Source organism: Exiguobacterium sp. s36 (assembly GCF_018618345.1).
Classification (GTDB): domain Bacteria; phylum Bacillota; class Bacilli; order Exiguobacteriales; family Exiguobacteriaceae; genus Exiguobacterium; species Exiguobacterium chiriqhucha.
This window is the reverse complement of record NZ_JACSLW010000001.1, coordinates 644,749-667,749: the sequence shown is the minus strand read 5'-3', so window position 1 is coordinate 667,749 and position 23,001 is coordinate 644,749. Positions and strand designations below refer to the sequence as shown.

Genomic DNA, 23,001 nt, shown 5'->3' with positions numbered 1-23,001 from the left:
TCATGTGAGCGGTCGCTTCTTCAACGCCCAGGCGATGACGAGGAAGATGACGAGCGCCATCCCGAGCAATATGAGGACCGAGTTGACCGGGAAACGGTCCTCATACATCTGGGCGACCCCGTAGTTGAACCAATACGTCGGCAAGAAGCGCCCGACGACTTGGAGCGTCTCCGGAAGCCACGTCAGACTGATGAAGGCGCCTCCGGTGATGGCCGCTGCCATCGTCACGGACGTCTGCCAAATGTTCGCTTTCTCCCGATTCGTCGCGAGGATGGCGATGAGCGACCCGATGGCGAGACAGACGAACAAATAGACGATGAACAACAACGTCAGGACAGGCAGGTGAGCCAGAATGTCTTGTCGATAGAGAACGGCACTGAAGGCGAGCAACATGAGCACGTAGAGCAACCCGACCGCACAGAACGATACGAACAACGAACCGATGTAACGCCGCGGTGTGACCGGGGCGGCGAACAGGCGGGAATAGATTTTCTCGTCCCGGTCGTCGGCGACGAACAACGGGATGAACTGGAGAAAGGCCGACATCATGACGAACGACAGTAGACCGAGGAACGCCTGCGTTCGCGCCGTCGCCACCACGCTCTGTTGAAACGGCTCGCTCGAGAGCGTATAGCCGTTCTCCGTCTCAAGATCGGCCAGTTCGTTGAAACGCTCTTCGTCAAAATCACTTGCAATCAGTAACTGCCGTTCACGAGACAGGTGCGAGTTGAGCGCTTGCTCGATCAACGCGGCGTCACTTCCTTCGGTCGCGCTGAACGAGAGACGCGGCGTCTCGCCATTCAAGAGCGCCTCGGTGAATCCGTCCGGAATCGTCAGGACGACGTCTTGTCCTTGCAGTAACGCTTCATCGGTCTCGTCCGTCTCGAGCGGTGTCACCGAACCGAACCGTCCCGCTTCTTCAATCACACGATTGGCGAGTGTCCCGCCATCCCGGTCGAGGATGCCGATGGAGGCGTTCAACGCCGACGTCGAGCTGAGGAACGATAGAATCAAGCCGAAACCGAATACGGAGACGAACGTGAACACCCATAGCCCTTTTTTCCGCAGCATGCGCTTGGCGACATGTCTAAATAGCACCACGACGGTTCACCCCTTTCCAAAGCAAGAGACTGAGGACGGCGAACACGAGGAGATGCAAGGAGAGCCAACCAAGGCTCTGCCAAAACACGGTCGTATCCCCACCGCGCAGAAGCACCTGGAGCATGCCTTCCCGCATAAAGATCGGCATGAAGACGTATTGGGCCCACGGTGCCACGCTCAGCGTCACTTGATCGAAACCAGGGACGTAACCGCCGGAAAGGATCATGATGATGGCGACGAACCCGTTGACGATCGCATCTTTCGTACCGCGCGAGAGACGGGGCAGACTCGATACGAGAAAACCGAACGCGGTACCGTATAAGGCGAGGGCGAGCCAAGCGATAAACAAGAGCCCGAACTCGACATAATCGAGTGAGAAGCTGCGATAAACGAAGTGGCTGAACCAAAACACGAGCACGAGTTGCAGGAAGATGAGTGTGTATCGGCTCAAACTGCGAGCCAGGCGATATTCGATCCGTTTGACGGGAGCGGCTTGAATCCGGAGATAACTCCCGGTCATCGGCTTCTCCTCACTGAGCATGCCGGTAATGTAGAATGCACCGAACAGTGCCGTCATGATGGAAATCGTGACGGTGAAATATTCGAGTGATGTCGGGGTCCGACCCGACAAATCGACGCTCTCGCTGTCGATGAACGTCGTGGGCTCGAACGGGGCGGAAACACCTGCCTCAGCGAGCATAATCTGCTGATTGGCGACGTCCGTATATTGCCGGAGAATGGCCTCGATGACGTCAAATTCGATTGTCGACGGTTCCTCGTACAGCAGACGGACGTCGGGACCGTCCAAATGGAGGATGACGTCGGCGTCGCCATCGTTCACGCCGGTTTCAGCAGCGGCGATACTATCGTACGGGACGAGATTGATGAATGCTTTGATGTCGTCGTCGGCGAGAAAAGTCTCGAGCGGCACCCGATAATCATCCGTCGACTGTTCGACGTAGGCGACGTCCGTGACCGGGAGCGAGAAGTTGCTATTGAAGATGGCCGACAGCATCGTTCCGAGCCCGAAGATGAGAATGATTGGGAAGATGAGCATCCAAAACAAGGTCGAGCGGTCCCGCAGTTGCTGTTTGACATCATATTTGATGAACGTCCATAGTTTCATCGTCATCACTCCCTAAGTGTCTTACCGGTCAGGGCCAGGAAGACGGTATTCAAGGACGGACGGTCGACCGTAATCGAGGTGAAGCGGACCCGCTCGTCATGGAGGACGTCGAGCAACGGGGCGAGCGGGGTGTCCTTCTCGAGCGACACGTCGAGGAACGGTTCCTCGTAATCGACTTTCTTCACCCGTTCGAGCGATTCGAGTCGTTCCAAGAGGCCCGGAGTGAGGGCGTCGACTTTGATACGGGCCGTCTCGAGCGTCATGACTTGATCTTTCAGCTCATCTTGCGTGCCCTCGGCGATAATCCGTCCCTCATCGACGATGGCGACACGGTCGCAGAGCATCTCGACTTCCTCCATATAGTGGGACGTATAGATGATCGTCGCCCCGCGTCGATTCAACTCACGGATGTTCTCGAGGATGGTGTTGCGTGACTGCGGGTCGATGGCGACGGTCGGTTCATCCATAAAGATAAGTTCTGGTTCATGCACGATGCCGCAGGCGATGTTGAGACGACGAAGGAGCCCCCCGGACAGTTCCGGCGGACGTTTCTTTTGGTGCGCGGTGAGTTCGACGAAGTCGAGGGCGGCCACGGTCTTTTGTTTGGCCTCGGCCGGTTTGAACCCGTACAGCTCGGCGAAAAATTGAATGTTCTCGAACACCGTCAGCTGGTCGTACACGGAGACATGCTGCGGGACGATACCGACGCGCCGTTTAATCGTCTGCTCGTCTTTTGGCATCGAATGATCGAAAATCTGGATGGTACCGCTGTCGGCAGGATATAAGTTCAGCATGACAGAAATGGCGGTCGTCTTTCCGGCCCCGTTCGGTCCGAGTAAGCCGAACAACTCGCCGGCCTCGACGTGAAGTGAAAAGTCGTTCAAGGCAATTGTCTCACCGAACCGTTTCGTGACATGGTCGAGCGCGATGATAGACACGTGGACGCAACTCCTTTCAAATCAGGAACGTGAAAAAGCATACAATGTTTTGTTCCCGTTTGCAGGAACTTCCGAACCCAATGACGAATGAATTATAATAGTCGAATTATTCAGACAATTAATGGAAGTTGAAGTGAGGGATCGCGATGAAAGGGTGGCAGTTCAACAAAGAAGAGTCGAGCGAGAAGTTTCCAGATGAGATGGCGTGGGCGTTGTTTTGTACGGTCGAGCCGAAGCGGATGGATACGACACTCCCGTTTTATTATGACGAGTCGGTGTTCCGTTTCTCGAACGGGACGGAGTCATTTTATTTTAAAATCTCCCCGAGCTATCACGAGTTTGAGGTGAACGTCAAAGACGCGTCGGGGGAGTTGTTGTACTATCAGCTGCTGCGAACGGTCGGGAAAGTCGAGGTGCTCGAGGATCGACGCGATCACGGCGAACTGTTGATCGTCATGAACGAGGACCGGAACCGCACGGTGACGACGATCGAGTTGACCGTCCGACCGCGTTTCCGGGTTCTTGTCAAAGAGCATTACGTTTGAATTTTCCTCAGAGTGGTACATGAATTAGACATGATACCACGAGGAGGAGATTCACATGAAAGACGGACTAAACAAAAAAGTTGATGGTTTGATTGATAAAGCGGCAGGCAAAGCGAAAGAAGCGGTCGGCAAAGCGACGGACAATCAATCGCTAAAGCGTGAAGGCCAGAAAGATCAAGTGAAGGGTACGGCCAAAGAGAAGACCGGCCAAGCCCAACAAAACCTCGAAAGCCTGAAAGACGAACGCCGCTAATACAAAACGGGAAGTCGCGACAACTGCGACTTCCCGTTTTTTCATTTGGTCAAAAAGACTTGGACGTGAATCGTCGAGCCTTGCGCGTTCTTGGCCGTGCCGACACCGAGGTGCGTGAAGTTCCCGTTCAAGATATTGGCGCGGTGGCCGCTCGAGTTCATCCAGGCGTTCACCGCTGCGCCTGGGTCGTTCGACCCCATATAGATGTTCTCACCCCAACCACGATAGCTGACATCGTAGGCATCGAGCGTGTCACCTGGGCTCCCGTTCTCACGGAGCTGATGCGAGAACTGGCCCGTCCGTGCCATCTCGTCGGCCCGGACTTGGGCGACACGGTTCGCTTCGCTCGACGCTGCGAGTGCCGATAAGCCAGCCGTCTGACGCTCTTCGTTCGTCTCGGCCAAGACACCGCTCGCCGGGGCTTTGAACGTGATGTGTTTCGCCAAAATATACCCCGTCTTCGTGCCGATGTTCACTTTATACCAACGCGTCGTGCCTGTGTAACGATACGAGATCGTCTCAAGCTTCATTCCTTGGCGAAGAAACACGACGTTCGACGAGGTCGTGAGCGGACGCGATTTTAAGTAGACGCTCGATGGGGCGACGTACGCCGCCTTCGTGAACGCGACTTCGGCTGTCGATAGCTTGATATACGTGGCCGGAACGTAACCGTACCCCGTGCCCCATTGGATTTTGTACCAGCGGGCCCCGTTCGTCGTAAATGACGTCCGGACCATCATCGTGCCGTCGCGAACAATTTTACCTACACTCGTCGCTGAGCTTGACGGTGTTTTTCGGACGTTGATTTGACTGATTCCCGTAACGGAACCTTTCGTGTTGACGGCCGTCTCACGATATGAGGCTTCGACCGTGGCCGGATTGACGGTGAGCGGGGACGTCGGGGTAAATGTGAACGCAGTCGCTAAGGCGGCAGCGAGCAAGACTGAGGCAGATTTTTTCAAAATGGGAAGCTCCTTTTTCGATCATATAACCATATAATATATTGAATAGGGCGATAATGGGTATTAACATTTGATTACAAAAAGAGGCAGACTCCAGTGAGCCTGCCTGCTCCTTATTTATACAACAAATACTCTTTCCGAATCGGCAAGAACGCATCGCGCTCGGCATCGACTTTCGTCATGATCGCCTCGAGCGACTCGCCGGCGAGAATCATGTCTTTCACGTAGGCGTTCCCGGTCAGCTTCGTGATGAAGTCGTTTGAGAGGAACTCGAACTCGTCCGGATACAGGTCGTGCGCCGTCTTGACCATGGCGATACCGGTCTTGACCGCTTCGAACTTCGTCGGCTCTGTGACGTACACCTCGACGCCGTGCGACAGTTTGCCCGCGTTCTTCGAGAACGTCGGCGTGAACGAGGCGGCACGGAACGTGACGCCCGGAAGCTCGAGCGCGTTCAGCGTCTTAGCATAGTCATGCGCCTTCACGTAAGGGGCGCCAATCAATTGGAACGGTTTCGTTGTGCCGCGTCCTTCTGACAGGTTCGTCCCTTCGAACAGACCGGTCGCCGGATAGACGTTGACCGTGTCCGTCGTCGGCATGTTCGGTGACGGCATGACGAACGGGAGTCCCGTATCCTCGTACAGCATCGAGCGCTTCCAACCCTTCATCTTGACGACTTCGAGGTCGGCTTGAATCTGATACTCCGAATTGAACAAGCGTGCGAGCTCACCGACGGTCATCCCATGCTTGAGCGGAATCGGATAGAGACCGATGAAGCTCGAATAGGCCGTGTCGAGCACAGGACCTTCGACGCGGAGGCCACCTTGCGGGTTCGGCCGGTCGAGGACGACGAACGGGATGTCATTCTCGGCTGCTGCTTCCATCGCATACGCCATCGTATAGATGTACGTATAGAAGCGCGTGCCGACGTCCTGAATATCGAAGACGAGCACATCGACGTCTTTTAGCATCTCGGCCGTCGGTTTTTTCGTCGCCCCATACAGACTATAGACGGGTAGTCCCGTCACTTCGTCGATATATGAACTGATCGTCGATCCGGCTTGCGCATCACCGCGGACACCGTGTTCTGGTCCGTACAGTGCCGTCAATTCGAAATCATCGGAGTTATGGAACAAGTCGACGATGCTCGTCATGTTAGCATCGATTCCGGTCGGATTCGTGATCAGTCCGACTCGTTTACCGGCCAAGATTTCAGGATTGTCCATCAACCGGTCGACCCCGAGTTCGACTTTCGGTTTCTTCGGCTCTGACTTGGCATCGGCATCGAGCAACATGACAGATGACGTGACGAGCGTGAGGGCGGCGAGGCCGCCAATCCATTTCTTCATAACTTTTCCTCCTTCACGAATGTAAGCGCTTTACTACTTATTGGAAAGTGTACCATTCTGTATTTTTAATTCAATATAAAGTGAATAAAATAGGAAATTTTATTTCTGAATTTGATTCGTTGTACCTAAAAAGCCACCGGATTTCTCCGATGGCTGGTCGATTATCGTACGGCAAGTGCTTTCCATCCCGTCGCGCCCATGACAGAGCTAACTTGGCTTTTCGGGATGACAAGGCGACCGCGGTACGGGTCGTTGATGTAGAAGTTGTTCTTGTCATAGCCCGTCGCGAGCATGACATGATAATTGACGAAACCGGTGAATTTTTTGTTCGAAGCGGTATACCAATTGAAGTGACCGTAAGGCTGTTTAAAGTCGACGCTTGCCCAGACGATGACCGGATTGCCGAGTGACAGCTCGCGCTCGATTGAAGATAATCCTTGGCCGGACAAGTCTTTCACAGGCCGGTATTTGCTCGAGAAATTGATCATGCCTTTCGGATAAATGCCGTAGTTGCGATATTTGCTGAGCTTGCCTTTCGGGTCGCCTGTGAACATGACGTTCGGGTCGACCCAGCGGTAGAGCCGATTCTCATAGCGGGCGTTCCACATGCTTTTCGGCATCTCCCGATATAGCGTCTCGGCGCTGACGACGCGTCCTTTTTTCTCGAGCGCCATCTTGAGCGAGAAGAACTCGCAGCCGGACGGGTAGCCCATCTGGAACTGACGATAGAGCGGCACGCTCATCTTATAGGTGGAGAGCGGGTTGCTATAGACACCGCGGGCGTCGAACGCGGCGTTGCCGATACGTTTGTTCTTGTACATGACACCCGACGAATCGAAGAAATACCATTTGCTGTTGATGACTTGCCAATCTGTCTTCTTCGTCAAGGTCGGTGCAAAATATTCGTATTGCGTCGTATACTTCCAACCGGTCTCGCGGACGCCGGTCGAGTGGAAGTAGTAATAGCGAGTCCCAACTTTGTGTTTTCCTTGCAGACGATAGCCGTAGACGGGATGGAACCCGTACACTTTGCCGTCAATCGTCTGCAGACCGTAGCGACGTTTTCCGTCCGTCCCGAAATAGTAATAGCGAGAGGCGACTTTTTGGACGCCGGCCAACCGATAGCCGTACGTCTCATGGAAACCGTAAACGGTCGTCCCAATCTTTTTCAGCCCGTGCTGGCGTACACCGCTTGTACCGAAGTAGTAGTGGCGCGTGCCGATTTGTTGCCAGCCGGTCGCGACCTGTCCATCTTTCAAGAGCAAGTATTTCTTGCCGTTAATCGTGTACATGCCCGACCGGATCGTTCCGTTTTCGAATATGTAATGCTTCACGCCGTTGACGGTTTGCCAACCGCTCAACCGTTTCCCTTCAAGAGAGAACAAGTAGCGTTTCCCGTCCACGGTCAAAAAGCCGATCGCCATGACGCCGTTCGATTTGAAGTAATAGAGACCGTCCGTGAGTTGTTGCCAGCCTTTCAGCTGCTTCCCGTCGGCGGCGAACAAGTAGGTCGCCCCGTCAATCGAATAGCGCCCGGTGACAAGCACGCCGTCCGTTTCAAAATAATATGTAGCGCCATCGATGGCTTGCCAACCGACGGCCATCGTCCCATCTGCTGCGAAATAATAGGTCTTGCCATCAATCACTTGCCAGCCGGTCAGCACCGTGCCGTCTTCTGTCGTATAGACTGTTCCCGTCGCCGTCGTTTGAAACCCGGCCGCGGCATGGACGTGGTCGTTACTGAGGATGATGCTCATACTGATGGCCAAACCTGCAACTACATGACTCCACTTCATAGGCGTCCCTCCGCAATCATTTTGCAAAATTGGTATTATTTTGTAAATTAAGTATACATGAGAAAAGCCGCCCTGACTCGGCGGCTAAAGGACTATTTTGAGAAATTGCTACATCAGGACGAACGGCTTATGAACAACAACCGTTTCGAGGCGACGAAGAGCGTCACACTGACCAGCAACAGGCTACTGAAAATCGGCCAGACAAGTAAACTCTCACCCATGAGCACTTCGGCCGATAACGAGCCGAGCCGCCATGGCATCCAATCCCACTCGAGCCAGCCGATGAGGAGTGACATGATGAAATGGAGCGCGAGCGTGATGACGAGGGCGACGAGACCGCTCTCGAGCAACGCCGCGAACAAGAAGAAAATTGACAGCTGGACGACGAAATGAAGCATGAGCAGTCCGGTCGCTACCAAGAAATCGCTGACGTCGAACGAATCGAACAGAACAATCGTGTAATAGGCAGCGCTCAATTGGGCCAGTCCGATCGCGACGACGGCAAGCAGTGAATAGTGCCCCCATTTGCTGAGGACGATGCGTGTGCCCGGAATCTTGAGCGACTTGAGCCAGGCGAGCGTACCGAGCGACCGTTCGTGACTGAACGTATGCATCGCGGACAACAGCACGACGAGCAGGCCGATTTGTCGCAACTGTTCGCTCGCCGACATGAGCACTTCTTCTGGTGACGGGGTCGGAATCTCGATGACCGCCCCGTCCGGCAGGTTGCCACCCGAGGCCAAAATGTCCGGGAGGAAATAGAGCGTGAGCGGTTGCATCGCCGCGAGCAACATCAAGGCGATCGGGACCCAGACGAGTCGCTTGTTGCGCCATGACTCTTTCCACTCTTGTTTGAAGATGGCCAGTCTCATCAGGCGTTCACCTCCAAGAATAGTGACTCGAGAGATGGATGCCCGACATGGAGCGATTGGAGCCTTAGGCCGCGCTCGAGCAACAGCTGCAGTAGCGCCCGTTCCGTCACGTCTTTCGCGTCCGTCTCCAGTTCCCATGTCGTCCCGGAGCGGGTGACGTGGCTGACACCCGGGAGCGTTCGCCACTCATCCTCCGTCACGACGTCATTGAACAGACGGACTTGAATCGAGGACTTCGAGCCGAGTAAATCGGTCACGGTCCCTTCCATGAGCAGGCGACCTTGTCGGAGCAGGAGTACCCAGTCGCTCGCTTCCTCGGCATCGGGGAGCACGTGCGTCGAATAGAGAATCATCCGCTCTCGTTTCAAATCGCTTAAGAGGTCGAGTACTTCCCGGCGGCCGCGCGGGTCGAGCGCCGAGACGGGTTCATCGAGCAGTAACAGCTCCGGGTCATGCACGAGCGCCTGGGCGATGCCGAGCCGTTGCCGCATGCCGCCGGACAAGTGTGCCGCCGGTCGATCGACGGGCTCGAGTCCGACCCGTTTCAACAAATGGACCGGGTCGACATTCGTGACGCCGGTCAACTCGGCCGCATAGCGAATCGTCTCGACCGGTGTGAGCGATGGATAGAGCGCCGGTCGCTGTGGCAGATAGCCGATACGGATGGCGTCATGCCCGACGATCTGTCCGGACGTCGGTGTCGTCACGCGGGCAATCATATTGAGCAGTGTCGTCTTGCCGGCCCCGTTCTCACCGAGGAGCGAGGTACAGCCGGGGCGGAGTGAGAAGCTGACATCGTCGAGCGCGGTGAACGTGCCGAATCGTTTCGTCAGTTGAGTGACGTTCATCGCTTCGTCCGTCCCCATAGGAAGTAGACGATCGGCCCGAGAATGTTGATGAATAGGATGACGAGGAGCCATACCCATTTCGGTCCATTCGTTTCTTGCCGTTTGAGCAAATCAATCAAGGCGACGACGAGCAAGATGAGTTGCAGCACGAGCAATGGCAAGAGGATGAGCAATAAATTTGAGTCATTGGTAATGTCCAATTATGTTCCTCCTTCATAAATGAGTTCACTACTTCATTCCACATATAGGACCTATTTCCTGTATGGAACAGAAAAAAGCCCTTTCTCCGTAAAGAAAGGGTGACAATCATTTGACGATGATGACCGGGGCGAGGGCGCGCTTGGCGAGCTTATGGCTGACGCTGCCGAGCACGAACTCTTGGAACGTGTTCAGTCCGCGTGAACCGACGACGACATACTCGTATGGTTGATGGTTCGCATATTTGACGAGCTCGATGTCCGGCTCCCCACGAAGTTCGATATATTCATACTCAAGCCCGGCTGCAACGATTTGATCGAAGAGCGGTTGCAACATCTGCTGGCGCTTCGTTTCAAGATCGATTTTTCCGGTCGAGTTGAGTGCGGCTTCTTTCGATTCTTTGGCGCTGACGACATGGACGATGTCGATGGATGCGTCTGATGCCTTGGCGAGCTGGATCGCTTTCTCAAGTGCCCGCTTCGAGTGAGCAGATCCGTCTGCCGCTAAAAATACCTTTCCCATTGAAACGTCCTCCTCTTTCACACAATCTACTTTTAGTATATGCGATTTACTAGAGCCATGGATATAAAAAAGGGAGCGAACGTGAATGTTCACTCCCGAAGAAATTGAATTAATGGCCGGCGCTTGTTTCTTGTTGCTTCAAGTGTAGCGCGAGCGTATTGAGCAGTTTCTCTGAATCTTTGTTCAAGTTCAACAGTTCCGGCTCGATCCCGACTTCACGGTACTTAAAGACAACTTTATCAATGGCGCCGATGGCCGAGTCGTCCCAAAGATGCGTGTTCGAGAAATCGATTGTGACATGTTTGACACCGTCTTCGGCGTCTTCGGTCACATCGAACTGATTGACGAACTCGGACGTCGAAGCGAAGAAGAGCTGACCGTTCACGATGTAGCGGGCACGGTCGGCGTCCACACTGCGGTCAAGTTCGATTTTCGAGATTTTTGCGGCGAAGAGGATGGCTGCCGTCAAGATCCCGGCGAACACACCGAGTGACAAGTCGTGCGTGACGACCGTGACGAGCACCGTCACGAGCATGACGACCGTATCCGATTTTTGAGCAGTGCGCATCGCTTTGAGCGAGCCCCAGTCAAACGTCGCATACGAGACAAAGAACATGACACCGACAAGGGCGCCGACCGGGATGAGCATCAACACATCACTCATCGTCATGATCATGATGAATAACGCGAGTCCGGCGACGAACGTCGACAGGCGCCCACGGGCACCGGACGAGACGTTGATGACCGATTGACCGATCATCGCACATCCTGGCATCCCGCCGAAGAGACCGGTGATGATGTTGGCGATACCTTGTCCTTTTGATTCTCGGTTCTTGTTCGAATCCGTTCCCGTCATGTCATCGACGATTTGTGCCGTCAACAGCGACTCGATCAATCCGACGAAGGCGAGGGAGATCGAGTAGGGGAGGATGATCATCAACGTCTCAAACGTCAACGGGACGTTCGGGAATAAAAATTCCGGGAGCGTTGCTGAAATCGTACCCATGTCGCTAATGTTTTTCGTCTCGAGCCCGAGCGTGACCGCCAGAATCGTCATGACGACGATGGCGACGAGCGGTGCCGGGATGACTTTGTTGATGCGTGGGAACAAGAAGATGATGGCGAGCGATCCAATGACGAGCGCCCAGATCATCCAGCTTTCACCTTCAAAGTTCGTCAATTGCGCCTGGAAGATCAAAATCGCCAAGGCATTGACGAAGCCGACCATGACGGCGCGCGGAATGAACTTCATCAAGCGGGCGATGCCGAAATAGCCGAGCGCAATTTGAATGATTCCGGCGAGAATCCCGGCAGCGAGTAAATACTGCAACCCGTAATCGGCGACGAGCGAGACGATGACGAGCGCCATCGCACCGGTCGCAGCCGAAATCATGGCCGGACGCCCACCGGCAATCGAGATGACCATCGCGATGATGAACGACGCGTAGAGCCCGACCATCGGATCGACTCCAGCGATGAGCGAGAAGGCAATCGCCTCAGGGATGAGCACGAGCGCGACGACGAAGCCGGCTAGGACGTCGGCCCGGACGTTACCGAGCCAATCTTGTTTAATCGTATTCAATTTTTCCAAAAGAACACACCTCTCTATATATTTTTTGACTTTGATCTCCGAGTCTCACGAAGATCAAACGCCGCATTATATGAGAGAAGTCGTTCGACCGATACAAGTTTTCACAACGTGTTTCATCATAACGAACTTTCACCGAAATGACAATTGCCTCGGATGAAAAACTATGGTAACTTCATAACGTAAAGGTTATATAACGGTTTTGTTATACAGAGAAGGAGAATGACGATGCATACCGCAGAAGAACTCAGTAAAGTGCTCAAAGTGTTGGCTGACCCGACACGTCTGACGATGCTCAAGCAAATGCAAGAAGGGGAGCAGTGCGCTTGTAGCTTCGTTGATTGTTTCGACATTTCGCAGCCGGCTATCAGCCGTCATTTGAAGATGATGCGCCAAGCGGGGCTATTATTGGAACGACGCGACAAGCAATGGATTCACTATCGATTGAACGAGACGAGCCCATTCTATGCGATCGTCATCGATCTGCTCGACAAAATCGAGACGGTCGATGCGAGTTGTGACTGTGACGCCGAGTGTGCGATTTAAGGAGGAGTCAACGATGAAACTTGAAGTATTCGAACCAGCCATGTGTTGCCCGACCGGACTTTGTGGTCCGTCAATCGATCCGGAACTGACGCGGATTGCGACAATCCATTACGTATTGAAACAACGCGGCTTTGATGTGGCCCGTTATAACCTCGCCTCCGAGCCGAACCGCTTCGTCGAGAACGCCCATGTCCAAGCTGAAATCGCGAACGGACTCGAGACGCTTCCGCTCACCGTCGTCGACGGTGCCATCGTCAAACGTGGGGCTTATATGACGAACGAGGAAATTGCCGAGTTGACAGGACTCCCGGTCGAAGCGTTCGCCGCACAAGACGGCGAGAAACCGAAAGTGCGCATCACGCTTAAAAAATAAGGAGGCGCGTCATGATGAATCGCTTTGATTTCACGACAATCGAACCAACGCGCTATGTGTTTTTGACCGGTAAAGGCGGTGTCGGCAAGACGTCGACGGCTTCGAGCCTCGCGTTGACGCTTGCTGACCGCGGTAAGCGAGTCTTGCTCGTGTCGACCGACCCTGCGAGCAACCTTCAGGACGTGTTCGAGATGGAGCTCGACAAGACACCACGCCTCGTCCCGGGAACCGGTCTGTTCATCGCGAACTTCGACCCGGAAGAGGCGGCGAAGCATTACATGGAACGGATGGTCGGTCCTTATCGCGGTGTCCTTCCGGACGTGGCCATCCAGTCGATGGAAGAACAGCTGTCCGGCGCCTGTACGGTTGAGATCGCGGCGTTCGACCAGTTCACCGAGCTGTTGACGTCTGAGTCGGCACGTGAGACATACGATCACGTCATCTTTGACACGGCACCGACTGGTCACACGCTACGGTTGTTGACGTTGCCAAGTGCGTGGGACGGATTTTTAGAGACGAATACGACCGGTGCGTCTTGTCTCGGTCCGCTTGCTGGTCTGGCCGACAAGCAACTGCAATACAAACGGGCTGTCGAGACGCTCACCGACGGCAGCGAGACGACATTGTTGCTCGTCGCCCGTCCCGAGACATCGACGCTCGTCGAGGCGGCGCGTGCCGCGACCGAGCTTCACGCGATTGGCATCGAGCGGATGCAACTTGTCATCAACGGCGTCGTCGCATCAGACGAAGGGACGGACCGCTATACGAAACGGTTCATCGAGCGTCAACAACAGGCGCTCCGTGAACTTCCGAAAGGTGTCGCCGACCTCGAGACGTTCACGCTGTCATATGCGTACGAGAACCTCGTCGGTGTCCCGGCGCTCCGACGCTGGGTGAACGGGGAGACGGCCACCGTCCCAAATACACGTTATGACACGAGTCATTATGGCTCAATCGACCGACTCGTCGATGAAATCGAGATGGATGGCCCGAGCGTCATCATGACGATGGGGAAAGGCGGGGTCGGCAAGACGACGCTCGCCTCGCTCGTTGCCGTCGCGCTCAGTGGGCGAGGCCACGCCGTCCATTTGACGACGACAGACCCGGCCGCACATGTGGCTTTCACAATCGGCTTGGATGTCCCGGATACGTTCACTGTCGATGCGATTGACCCGAAAGTCGAGATCGAGAAGTACCGGATGGACGTGTTCCGGGAAGCGGGGGATCTGAACGACGAGCAGCGCATGATGCTCGAAGAGGACTTGCGTTCGCCGTGCACCGAAGAGATCGCCGTCTTCCGCGCCTTCGCTGATCAAGTGGCGAAAGCGAAAGACCGCTTCGTCGTCATCGATACGGCGCCGACGGGTCATACGCTTCTTCTCTTGGATGCGACTGAAAGTTATCACCGTGAACTCGAACGGTCGACCGGGGTCGTCCCGGAAGCGGTCCGCGACCTGTTACCAAAACTGCGCGATCCGAAACAGACGCACGTCATCATCACGACGCTGCCTGAAGCGACACCGGTTTATGAAGCCGAGCGACTCGTCGCTGACTTGGAACGGGCCGAGATTCAACCGTTCGCCTGGGTCGTCAACCAATCGTTCACACCGCTCGATGTGACAAGCAAGCTGCTGACGGCGAAAGTCGCGAGCGAGGCGCCTTGGCTCGAGCGTGTGAACGCCTATCCGCGACCGACGTTACTCGCATGGCAAGAACAACTGCCGGTCGGTTATCCGGCACTGTCACAACTACTCAAGGAGGAAGTTACATGAACATCACGAATGAAGCCATCGATTTTATGAAAGACGCACTGGTTGAAGAGGAAATCAAATCAGTTCGTATCTGTACGGAAGCCGGGTGCTGTGGACCGACGCTCGGTCTCCTCGTTGCGGCTCCAGAAGCGACGGATGACGTCAAAGACTTCAACGGCCTCACGTTCGCCGTCGCGAACGACGCCGAAGCGATGGCGGAAAACGTCACGCTCGACGTCGAGTCGACGGAAGACGGTGTCAGCCTCGTGCTTCGCGGCTTGCAACAGACTTGCTAAAAAAATAGAGAATTATTGGAGGAACTCATTGTGCAGTGGATTGCTAGTATTATCTTTTTGGTGACGCTCTTCCTCATCATCAAGCAACCGAAAGGCCTCGGCATCGGTTACTCGGCGATGGGGATGGCGGTCATCGCCCTTCTCACCGGGGTCGTCAATTTGGATGACGTCGGTACTGTCTGGGGCATCATTTGGAACGCGACGTTCACGTTCATCGCCATCATCATCATCTCGCTCATTTTAGACGAGATTGGATTCTTTGAATGGGCTGCCTTACATATGGCCCGCATCGCCAAAGGCGGCGGCGTCAAGCTGTTCGTCTATATCACGTTGCTCGGTGCGCTCGTCGCGGCGTTGTTCGCGAATGACGGGGCGGCGCTCATCTTGACACCGATTGTCCTCGCCATGGTGCGGGCGCTCAAGCTTCCGGATGCGGTCGTCTTGGCATATGTCATGGCGTCTGGGTTCATCGCTGATACGGCGAGTCTGCCGTTCGTCGTCTCGAACCTCGTCAATATCGTCTCGGCCGACTTCTTCGGCATCGGTTTCGCCGAATATGCGGCGCGGATGGTGTTCGTCAACGTCTTCGCCGTCAGCGGAAGTTTACTTGTCTTGTATTTGTATTTCAAAAAGGACATTCCGAAGCAGTACGATTTATCGAAACTCGTCGAGCCGGCCTCGGTCATCAAAGACCATAAAATGTTCCGTTTGTCGTGGGTCGTGCTCGCACTTCTCGTCATCGGATACTTCACAAGCGATATCGTCGGCATCCCGGTCTCGCTCGTCGCGGGGATTATCTCGTTGTTCTTCCTCATCATGGCGAACCGTTCACCGGCCGTGCCGACCCGGTCCGTCCTACGCGGGGCGCCTTGGGCGATCGTCTTCTTCTCGCTCGGGATGTATATCGTCGTCTACGGTCTGCAAAACGCGGGACTGACGCAAGTGCTCGCCAACTTCATCGACTGGTTCGCCGTGAACGCCTTCAGCGCCACGTTCGGGATGGGCTTCTTGGCTGCCATCTTATCATCGGTCATGAACAATATGCCGACCGTCATGATTGACGCGCTCGCCATCGATTTGACGACTACGACCGGTCAGATTCGGGAAGCGCTCATCTATGCGAACGTCATCGGGTCCGATCTCGGTCCGAAAATCACACCGATTGGGTCGCTCGCGACGCTGCTATGGCTCCACGTGCTCCGCACGAAAGGGCTTAAAATCGGTTGGGGTCAATACTTTAAAGTCGGGATCATCTTGACGATTCCAACGCTCGCCATCACGTTGCTTGGACTATACATCAGCCTACTACTTTACTAAGGAGTGTTTAATATGAAATTGGTCATCATCGGTTCAGTCGCCGCCGGTACATCGGTCGCGGCAAAAGCACGTCGTAACAACGAAGACGCACAGATTACGATTTACGACCGCGACTACGATATCTCGTACTCAGGTTGCGGCATTCCGTATTATGTTGGCGGCGAAGTCGAGTCGCGCGACGATTTGACGCCTCGCGATGCGGCATTCTTCAAGAAACGCTACAACATCGACGTCATGACACGTCATAACGTGACGGCAGTCGATGCCGACGCACAGACGGTCACGGTCGAGAACCTTGAGACGGGTGAATCGTTCACGGACAGCTATGATTCGTTGGTCCTCGCAACAGGTGCCTCGAGCATCATCCCGCCGATTCCGGGTGTCGATTCGGACAACGTGTTCCCAATCCGTAACATTCAGAACGCGGAAGCGACACGTAACTTCGTCGATGCGACGAACCCGAAACATGCAACCATCATCGGCGCCGGGTTCATCGGTCTCGAGATGGCCGAGCAACTCAAACTGCGCGGCGTCGACGTCACGGTCATCGAGCGTTTCCCGCAAGTGATGCCACCACTCGATAAAGATATGGCTTGTCGCGTCGAGGACCACCTCGAGAAGAACGGAATCGAGCTCATGCTCGGTGAGACGGTGACGGAACTCGTCGGTGATGGTCATGTCGAACGCGTTGTCACGGAAAGTGGCAAGACAATTGATACGGACCTCGTTATCCTCTCAGTTGGTGTCCGTCCGAACACGGAACTCGCGAAATCGATCGGTGTCACAATCGGCGAGACGGGTGCGATCGCCATCAATGAGCGGATGGAGACGAACGTGAAGAACGTCTATGCGGCTGGCGACGTCGCCGAAAGCTTCTCGCTCGTCACGGGCAAACCGATTTGGCGTCCACTCGGTTCGACGGCGAACAAGATGGGGCGTGCCCTCGGGGACCTCATCACAGGAGGCGACCTTGAACATCGTGGCATCCTCGGCACAGGCATCTTCAAAGTGTTTGGCCAAGCCGTCGCCCAGACCGGTCTATCGGAACGTGAGGCCCGCGACCTCGGGTATGACGTCGAAGTACTCCATAACACGAAGCCGGACAAGCCGGCTTATATGGGCGGGAAAGACTTGACGATTAAAGCAATCGGCGACCGGTCGACACGCCAATTGCTCGGCGTTCAAATCGTCGGCTTTGAAGGTGTCGACAAGCGTATCGACGTGTTCGTCACGGCCATCACGTTCAAGGCGAAAGTCGATGACTTGTTCCATCTCGACCTCGCGTACGCGCCGCCGTTCTCGACGACGAAAGATCCTGTCATGTACACGGGCATGGCGCTCGCGAACAGTATGAATCAATCGGCGCGACTCATCACACCGGGTGAGCTGCAGAAGCGGATCGATGCGGGTGAAGACATGCAGATTATCGATACGCGTAAAGCTTCGCAGTTCGAAAAAGCGTGTGTCGACTGTGCGGTCAACATCCCGCTCGGTAACTTGCGCGAAGCCGCCAAGGACATGGAAAAAGACAAGCCGACCGTCGTCTATTGCAACGGCGGGGTGACGGGGAACGCAGCCCAAAACGTGCTCCGTAACCTCGGTTTCACCGACGTTTACAACTTGTCAGGTGGGAATAAAAATTATCAACTCTTTAAAAAATACGGGAACTAACACAGACGGCGTCCGAGTCATTCGGACGCCGTTTTTTGGTATGCTGAATCATGAGGTGAATCAGATGAACTATAAGCTGTTACATGAGAAGTTCGAACGGAGAAAGCAGTGGCTCATCTTTGAGAAGGAGGAGGTCGTCCGTCGGGTGATGGTCCGCTATAAGGCACGCGTCATCCCAAAAGCAGACATCATGGACTTGGTGAACGATGATCAGTTGTCGTATGACCATATCTTTTGTTGCTTAACGATTGATGACCCGCGTATGATTGATAAAATCTTTACGGAAAAGGAAAAAAAGGACCATCGCTGGGAACGAGACGATAACGCACGACGTGGGATGGTGTACAAACATAAGGACGAGGCGCATCGACGATACAATCAGTTGATCCTCGACGAGATGGAAGGGCGCCGACTCGACATCATATTCGAAAGTAAGGACGGAAAGTTCGTGACAGGTTTTCTGACGAGGGATATGTCAACACAAGTTGTCTCTTATATCTATGCACATACCGGCGCAGCAAAATTCACCGGGCTCATCCCGCGCTCGTTGTGGCCGCCGGATGTGACAGACGAAGAGTTCAAGCTGAGCTATCGTTGGTACTTAGAGGCGTTAGAAGAATGGAAGAAACTATAATGAACCCCTGATGCCGCGCATCAGGGGTTAGTTCGCTTTCTTTTCGTTCCACTTGCCGAGTCGGTTGCGTCCGCTCCGTTTGGCGACATATAAGCCGACGTCGGCTTTTTTAATCAGTTGGCTCGACGTGGCGATTTTGGACTCTGACGTGCTGGCGATGCCGATAGAGACGGTGACGTCAATGAAGGATCCGTCCGGCAATAAGAACGGCGTTTCGGCGATTTGCCGCAAATAGCGTTTGCCGATGACGAACCCTTGCGACAACGTGCAGTCAGCCAATAAAACCGAGAATTCTTCGCCGCCGTTGCGGCAGACCATGTCATCGGTCCGGGCCGTCTTCGTCAACCGATTGCCTAATTCGACCAAGATGGCATCACCGGCATCATGGCCGTACGTATCGTTAATCGATTTGAAATGATCGATGTCGAGGAAGAGCAAGGCGACGTCTTGCGTTCCATTGAACACTTCCTCGTCGACGCGCTTCATCTCTTCCTCGAAGCGGCGGCGATTGCCAAGTCCGGTCAACGAGTCGGTGAAGGCCGCTTCTTTATATTTTGAAATGAGCCGTTCCGAGCGTTGGATTTTATGGATACCCCCGTAGACGATATGGAGAAGGAATCCGGCCGAGTACCCGATAGTGATGAAGGCGAGGAGCGTCATCACATACATTTCGATTTGATTATAATTGCTGACGTTTAACAGCGAGAACAACGAGATGAATCCGAGGCTGATCGCATTGACGATTCGGATATCCCGCGCCGGTTTGATTCGTTCACGGAACCATAGGAAAGCGACAGCAATCGATGCGGCGAGCGTGTAGTCGAGAAACGTGATCAACAAAAGCGTCTCGGTCAAGATGAACGGCAAAACGAGAATGCTCGCGACATACGTGATCCGTACACCCGGCAGGCCGAAGTAGAGCGCCGACATGATGATGGGGACAAACCCGTATTGAAAGTCGGCCTGCGCGTTCCACAACACGCCGTGCAGGGTGATCACAATCGATAGCCCGGCAAGTAAGAAGGAGATGGTGACTTGACGCCGGAGCGGGAGCTTCGTTGTCACGCCCAGCTTCGTGAGGCGCGAAATAATATAGAGACCGACCAGCAACAGACTGGCGTTGGCGATCAAGTTGTTAATGAGGTTCGTAAGTGACATATATTTAAAATTCCTCCTCTAACTTCTATATACAGTCCATTAATCCGAAAATGCAATCATTTTCGGAATGGAAAATAGCGGAGGTTTCCCAACCGATGGCGCAAAGAGGAAGGTGTTAGGTGTTTATCTAGAAAAACATTGAATTCCGAAAAGGAAACGTTTACAATTTTTGTGTAAGCGTTTTCCTAAAATCATGCTACAAGGAGGGACCCACATGGTCAACAAGCGATGGAAACAGGCATGGGCAGTTGTGCTAACGTTTGCACTAGTGTTCTCAATGTTTCCGATGTCATCGTCCGCTCTCGATAAAGGCAAGTCGACGCTCGTCGTCGTTCACTATCAAGAGGCCCCGGACAATCAAACGGATTGGAACTTATGGCTTTGGGCGAATAACCCAGATTATTTCCCGAATAAAGCCTTCGCCTTCAACGGCGAGGACGACTTCGGAAAGGTGGCGGCCTACGAATTCCCGGTCGATTCACCTGAAAAGCTCGGTCTCATCGTCCGTACGGACAACTGGGAGAAAGATAAAGGGTCGGAAAACGACCGTTTCATCACGAGCGATATGATTAAAGACGGCGTTGCCGAAGTATGGATCAAGTCAGGGGACTCGAAAATCTATACGTCGAACCCAGACGGGGAGACGGCAGCAACGGACGTAGATATGAAAGTTCATTACTTCCGTTACGACAATACATACACGGACTGGGGTCTTTGGACATGGCCAGACGGTGGCGACGGTCAAAACATCAACTTCGATGAGACGGACGCCTTCGGCGGTGTCGCGAACGTGAAGTTTGCGAACCCAGACGCGAAGAAACTCATCGGACTCGTCACGAAAAAAGGCGAATGGGCCGAAAAAGACGGCACAGACCGTTTCGCGCTCAGCACGGCGAAAGAGATTTGGCTCGTCGAAGGGGATTCGACGATTTACTATTCAGAACCAGAAATCGATCGTTCACCGAAAATCGTCTCATTCGAGGCGGACACGTTCCGTCAAGCGGAGCTCACGCTCAACCGCGTCATCGACGAGAAGTTCTTGAGCGAATTGACGGTCGAAGGTGCGACCGTTGAATCGGTTGAGAAGTCAGGCGACAAGTCGGTCACCGTCCGTTTCAGTGCCGACATCGATTTGGCGGCGGTCATCACGGCGAAGCACCCGACGTTCGGAGATAAAGTACTCCAAGCGGGCGACGTCCTTCGGTCACCGGAGTTCGATGCGAAGTATGCCTATGACGGCAAACTCGGCGTGACTTACAAGCAGTCAAAATCACAATTCGTCCTTTGGGCCCCGACGGCACAAGACGTGAAGCTCGAACTATGGAACATGCCGAAAACGCGTCCAGCTTCGGATAAAGACTTGAAGAAGACGATTTCGATGAAGCGTGGCGAGCGCGGCACATGGGTCGCGGACGTCCGTGGCGATTTGGACGGCATCGGCTACACGTACAACGTCAAGCACGCGTCAGGCAGCGTCCGCGCGGTCGATCCGTACGCGACAGCAGTCGGTGTGAACGGGGACCAAGGGGTCGTCGTCGACTTGAACGAGACGAAACCGAAACGTTGGAACTCGATGAAGCCGAAATTGGCGAAACGGACAGACGCCATCATCTATGAGACGCATGTTCGCGACTTGTCGATTTTCGACGTCACGTCAGACAAGTACGATTCAGGGATTAAAAACAAAGGCAAATATCTCGGCGTCGTCGAGCCAGGCACACGCCTCCTCGTCAACGGCAAGAAGACAGCCACAAAGACTGGCCTCGACCATATGAAAGACCTCGGTGTCACACACGTCCAGTTCATTCCGGTGTACGACTATAACACGGCCTCGGTCGATGAGACGAAACCGGATGCATCATACAACTGGGGGTATGACCCGAAAAACTATAACGCGCCGGAAGGCTCGTATTCGACGAATCCATATGACGCGAAAGTCCGGATTCGTGAGATGAAACAAATGATTCAAGGGCTTCATGACAACAATTTGCGCGCCGTCATGGATGTCGTCTATAACCACATGTTCGATGCGCAAGCCTCGAACTTGCATAAAATCGTTCCAGGTTACTACTACCGCTACACAGAAGGCGGCGATTTCGCGAACGGAACGGGTGTCGGTAACGATACCGCTTCGGAACGCAAGATGATGCAGAAGCTCATCGTCGACTCGGTCGTCTATTGGGCGCAAGAGTACCATTGGGACGGGTTCCGTTTCGACCTCATGGGCATCCATGACGTCAAGACGATGAACCAAGTCCGTTCGGCGTTGAACAAAGTGGATCCATCTATCCTCGTCTTCGGCGAAGGTTGGGACCTCAGCACGCCGCTCGACCCGGCGAAGAAAGCGAACCAGAAGAACGCCTACAAGATGCCAGGCGTCGCACACTTCAACGACAACATCCGCGACGGCTTGAAAGGCAGTGTCTTCATCGACACGGACAACGGCTTCATCAATGGTAAAGCCGGCCTTGAGAACCGCATCAAGACAGGCATCGTCGGTGAGATTGACTATAGCGCCGACATCAAAGGCTTCACGAAAGAACCGACGCAAGCGATCACGTACGTCGAAGCGCACGACAACCACACGCTCTGGGACAAGCTCGAACTCACGAACGCGAAAACGTCGGAAGCGGACCGCACGAAGATGCACCGTCTCGCGTCGAGCATCCTCTTGACGAGCCAAGGAACAACATTCATTCATGCAGGTCAAGAGTTCATGCGGACGAAAGAAGGCGACCACAACTCGTACAAATCGCCGGACCGCATCAACCAAATGGACTGGAAACGGGCCGCTGACCGTAAGGCGGACGTCCAGTACATGAAGGGTTTAATCGAAATGCGTAAAGACAACCCAGGTCTCCGCATGACGAAGGCGGTTGACGTGAAGAAAAACTTGAAATTCTACAAAGCCGAAGCGAACGTCATCAGCTACTCGATTGATGACAAAGCACCTGGCCAGAAGAAAGACTTGTTCATCACGCACAACGCTAACGCTAAGACGGTCAAAGTGAAATTGCCGAGCGGGCAATGGAACCTCATCGTCGATGGCAAACAAGCGGGCACGAAGACGATTAAACGCGTCTCGAGCACGGTCGATGTACCGGCTTACGGATCGGTCGTCGTGAAACAACGTTAAACGGGAGACCACGGACTCAAT

At 54.2% G+C, this 23,001-nt stretch carries 22 protein-coding genes; 10 read left to right on the top strand and 12 right to left on the bottom strand.

What is annotated here, in order from left to right:
* Genes KNP95_RS03370 through KNP95_RS03360 form a run of 3 tightly spaced genes read right to left on the bottom strand, consistent with a single transcriptional unit; the run spans nt 1 to nt 3,165 of the window.
* Complete coding sequence (locus tag KNP95_RS03370) at nt 1–1,101, bottom strand: ABC transporter permease (protein ID WP_214835438.1); 1,101 nt, start codon at nt 1,099–1,101, stop codon at nt 1–3.
* On the bottom strand, nt 1,088–2,227 hold the full coding sequence (locus tag KNP95_RS03365) for an ABC transporter permease (RefSeq protein ID WP_021066444.1): 1,140 nt from the start codon (nt 2,225–2,227) through the stop codon (nt 1,088–1,090). The genes KNP95_RS03370 and KNP95_RS03365 overlap by 14 nt, the downstream gene beginning before the upstream one ends.
* A gap of 5 nt (nt 2,228–2,232) precedes the next feature.
* The gene (locus KNP95_RS03360; protein WP_021066445.1) at nt 2,233–3,165 is read right to left on the bottom strand and encodes an ABC transporter ATP-binding protein; all 933 of its coding nucleotides are present in this window, start codon (nt 3,163–3,165) and stop codon (nt 2,233–2,235) included.
* A gap of 146 nt (nt 3,166–3,311) precedes the next feature.
* Between KNP95_RS03360 and KNP95_RS03355 the strand changes: the two genes are divergently transcribed.
* Both KNP95_RS03355 and KNP95_RS03350 read left to right on the top strand, forming a co-directional pair.
* A complete protein-coding gene (locus KNP95_RS03355; protein ID WP_021066446.1) occupies nt 3,312–3,710 on the top strand; it encodes a hypothetical protein in 399 nt (132 codons plus the stop codon).
* A gap of 55 nt (nt 3,711–3,765) precedes the next feature.
* The gene (locus KNP95_RS03350; RefSeq protein WP_021066447.1) at nt 3,766–3,963 is read left to right on the top strand and encodes a CsbD family protein; all 198 of its coding nucleotides are present in this window, start codon (nt 3,766–3,768) and stop codon (nt 3,961–3,963) included.
* 41 nt (nt 3,964–4,004) lie between these two features.
* On the opposite strand, the gene KNP95_RS03345 is transcribed toward KNP95_RS03350, so the two are convergent.
* The 8 genes from KNP95_RS03345 to KNP95_RS03310 form a co-directional block, all read right to left on the bottom strand.
* Nucleotides 4,005–4,925, bottom strand: coding sequence for a CAP domain-containing protein (locus KNP95_RS03345; RefSeq protein WP_214835436.1), 921 nt, complete (start codon nt 4,923–4,925; stop codon nt 4,005–4,007).
* Between the two features lie 113 nt (nt 4,926–5,038).
* Nucleotides 5,039–6,274, bottom strand: coding sequence for an exo-beta-N-acetylmuramidase NamZ family protein (locus tag KNP95_RS03340; protein ID WP_214835434.1), 1,236 nt, complete (start codon nt 6,272–6,274; stop codon nt 5,039–5,041).
* A 161-nt stretch (nt 6,275–6,435) separates the two neighbouring features.
* Complete coding sequence (locus tag KNP95_RS03335) at nt 6,436–8,070, bottom strand: C39 family peptidase (RefSeq protein WP_214835432.1); 1,635 nt, start codon at nt 8,068–8,070, stop codon at nt 6,436–6,438.
* Nucleotides 8,071–8,183: 113 nt separating this feature from the next.
* Complete coding sequence (locus KNP95_RS03330) at nt 8,184–8,942, bottom strand: ABC transporter permease (protein ID WP_214835430.1); 759 nt, start codon at nt 8,940–8,942, stop codon at nt 8,184–8,186.
* Complete coding sequence (locus tag KNP95_RS03325; protein WP_131471867.1) at nt 8,942–9,790, bottom strand: ABC transporter ATP-binding protein; 849 nt, start codon at nt 9,788–9,790, stop codon at nt 8,942–8,944. The genes KNP95_RS03330 and KNP95_RS03325 overlap by 1 nt, the downstream gene beginning before the upstream one ends.
* Nucleotides 9,787–9,990 carry a PLD nuclease N-terminal domain-containing protein gene (locus KNP95_RS03320; protein WP_021066453.1) on the bottom strand — a complete coding sequence of 68 codons (204 nt, stop codon included), beginning with the start codon at nt 9,988–9,990 and terminating at the stop codon, nt 9,787–9,789. Before KNP95_RS03320 ends, KNP95_RS03325 begins: the two co-directional genes overlap by 4 nt.
* Before the next feature lie 106 nt (nt 9,991–10,096).
* A complete protein-coding gene (locus KNP95_RS03315) occupies nt 10,097–10,510 on the bottom strand; it encodes a universal stress protein (RefSeq protein WP_021066454.1) in 414 nt (137 codons plus the stop codon).
* Between the two features lie 109 nt (nt 10,511–10,619).
* The gene (locus tag KNP95_RS03310) at nt 10,620–12,101 is read right to left on the bottom strand and encodes a SulP family inorganic anion transporter (RefSeq protein WP_214835428.1); all 1,482 of its coding nucleotides are present in this window, start codon (nt 12,099–12,101) and stop codon (nt 10,620–10,622) included.
* Nucleotides 12,102–12,326: 225 nt separating this feature from the next.
* On the opposite strand from KNP95_RS03310, the gene KNP95_RS03305 reads away from it, so the two are divergent.
* The 7 genes from KNP95_RS03305 to KNP95_RS03275 all read left to right on the top strand — a co-directional run bounded on the left by KNP95_RS03305 (nt 12,327) and on the right by KNP95_RS03275 (nt 18,686).
* Complete coding sequence (locus KNP95_RS03305) at nt 12,327–12,644, top strand: ArsR/SmtB family transcription factor (RefSeq protein WP_214799257.1); 318 nt, start codon at nt 12,327–12,329, stop codon at nt 12,642–12,644.
* Between the two features lie 13 nt (nt 12,645–12,657).
* Nucleotides 12,658–13,017, top strand: a complete 360-nt coding sequence (gene arsD, locus KNP95_RS03300; protein WP_021066457.1) for an arsenite efflux transporter metallochaperone ArsD — start codon at nt 12,658–12,660, stop codon at nt 13,015–13,017.
* 14 nt (nt 13,018–13,031) lie between these two features.
* The gene (arsA, locus tag KNP95_RS03295; protein WP_353048969.1) at nt 13,032–14,789 is read left to right on the top strand and encodes an arsenical pump-driving ATPase; all 1,758 of its coding nucleotides are present in this window, start codon (nt 13,032–13,034) and stop codon (nt 14,787–14,789) included.
* A complete protein-coding gene (locus tag KNP95_RS03290) occupies nt 14,786–15,064 on the top strand; it encodes a Fe-S cluster assembly protein HesB (RefSeq protein ID WP_214835424.1) in 279 nt (92 codons plus the stop codon). Before arsA ends, KNP95_RS03290 begins: the two co-directional genes overlap by 4 nt.
* 30 nt (nt 15,065–15,094) lie before the next feature.
* Nucleotides 15,095–16,381: an arsenic transporter gene (locus KNP95_RS03285; protein WP_214835422.1), complete on the top strand. Its 1,287-nt coding sequence runs from the start codon at nt 15,095–15,097 to the stop codon at nt 16,379–16,381.
* Between the two features lie 12 nt (nt 16,382–16,393).
* Nucleotides 16,394–18,052, top strand: a complete 1,659-nt coding sequence (locus tag KNP95_RS03280; RefSeq protein WP_214835420.1) for an FAD-dependent oxidoreductase — start codon at nt 16,394–16,396, stop codon at nt 18,050–18,052.
* A 64-nt stretch (nt 18,053–18,116) separates the two neighbouring features.
* Nucleotides 18,117–18,686, top strand: coding sequence for a hypothetical protein (locus KNP95_RS03275; protein ID WP_214835418.1), 570 nt, complete (start codon nt 18,117–18,119; stop codon nt 18,684–18,686).
* A 27-nt stretch (nt 18,687–18,713) separates the two neighbouring features.
* On the opposite strand, the gene KNP95_RS03270 is transcribed toward KNP95_RS03275, so the two are convergent.
* On the bottom strand, nt 18,714–19,844 hold the full coding sequence (locus tag KNP95_RS03270; RefSeq protein ID WP_214835416.1) for a GGDEF domain-containing protein: 1,131 nt from the start codon (nt 19,842–19,844) through the stop codon (nt 18,714–18,716).
* 214 nt (nt 19,845–20,058) lie between these two features.
* Between KNP95_RS03270 and pulA the strand changes: the two genes are divergently transcribed.
* The gene (gene pulA, locus KNP95_RS03265; RefSeq protein ID WP_214835414.1) at nt 20,059–22,980 is read left to right on the top strand and encodes a type I pullulanase; all 2,922 of its coding nucleotides are present in this window, start codon (nt 20,059–20,061) and stop codon (nt 22,978–22,980) included.
* Nucleotides 22,981–23,001 lie beyond the last annotated feature (21 nt).

Bases quoted from the DNA above. Each gene is read 5' to 3' on its own strand.
- KNP95_RS03305 (WP_214799257.1), top strand. From the start codon at position 12,327: ATGCATACCGCAGAAGAACTCAGTAAAGTGCTCAAAGTGTTGGCTGAC.
- KNP95_RS03335 (WP_214835432.1), bottom strand. From the start codon at position 8,070: ATGAAGTGGAGTCATGTAGTTGCAGGTTTGGCCATCAGTATGAGCATC.
- KNP95_RS03270 (WP_214835416.1), bottom strand. From the start codon at position 19,844: ATGTCACTTACGAACCTCATTAACAACTTGATCGCCAACGCCAGTCTG.
- KNP95_RS03350 (WP_021066447.1), top strand. From the start codon at position 3,766: ATGAAAGACGGACTAAACAAAAAAGTTGATGGTTTGATTGATAAAGCG.
- KNP95_RS03325 (WP_131471867.1), bottom strand. From the start codon at position 9,790: ATGAACGTCACTCAACTGACGAAACGATTCGGCACGTTCACCGCGCTC.
- KNP95_RS03330 (WP_214835430.1), bottom strand. From the start codon at position 8,942: ATGAGACTGGCCATCTTCAAACAAGAGTGGAAAGAGTCATGGCGCAAC.
- pulA (WP_214835414.1), top strand. From the start codon at position 20,059: ATGGTCAACAAGCGATGGAAACAGGCATGGGCAGTTGTGCTAACGTTT.
- arsD (WP_021066457.1), top strand. From the start codon at position 12,658: ATGAAACTTGAAGTATTCGAACCAGCCATGTGTTGCCCGACCGGACTT.
- arsA (WP_353048969.1), top strand. From the start codon at position 13,032: ATGAATCGCTTTGATTTCACGACAATCGAACCAACGCGCTATGTGTTT.
- KNP95_RS03315 (WP_021066454.1), bottom strand. From the start codon at position 10,510: ATGGGAAAGGTATTTTTAGCGGCAGACGGATCTGCTCACTCGAAGCGG.
- KNP95_RS03290 (WP_214835424.1), top strand. From the start codon at position 14,786: ATGAACATCACGAATGAAGCCATCGATTTTATGAAAGACGCACTGGTT.
- KNP95_RS03275 (WP_214835418.1), top strand. From the start codon at position 18,117: ATGAACTATAAGCTGTTACATGAGAAGTTCGAACGGAGAAAGCAGTGG.
- KNP95_RS03355 (WP_021066446.1), top strand. From the start codon at position 3,312: ATGAAAGGGTGGCAGTTCAACAAAGAAGAGTCGAGCGAGAAGTTTCCA.
- KNP95_RS03365 (WP_021066444.1), bottom strand. From the start codon at position 2,227: ATGAAACTATGGACGTTCATCAAATATGATGTCAAACAGCAACTGCGG.
- KNP95_RS03340 (WP_214835434.1), bottom strand. From the start codon at position 6,274: ATGAAGAAATGGATTGGCGGCCTCGCCGCCCTCACGCTCGTCACGTCA.
- KNP95_RS03280 (WP_214835420.1), top strand. From the start codon at position 16,394: ATGAAATTGGTCATCATCGGTTCAGTCGCCGCCGGTACATCGGTCGCG.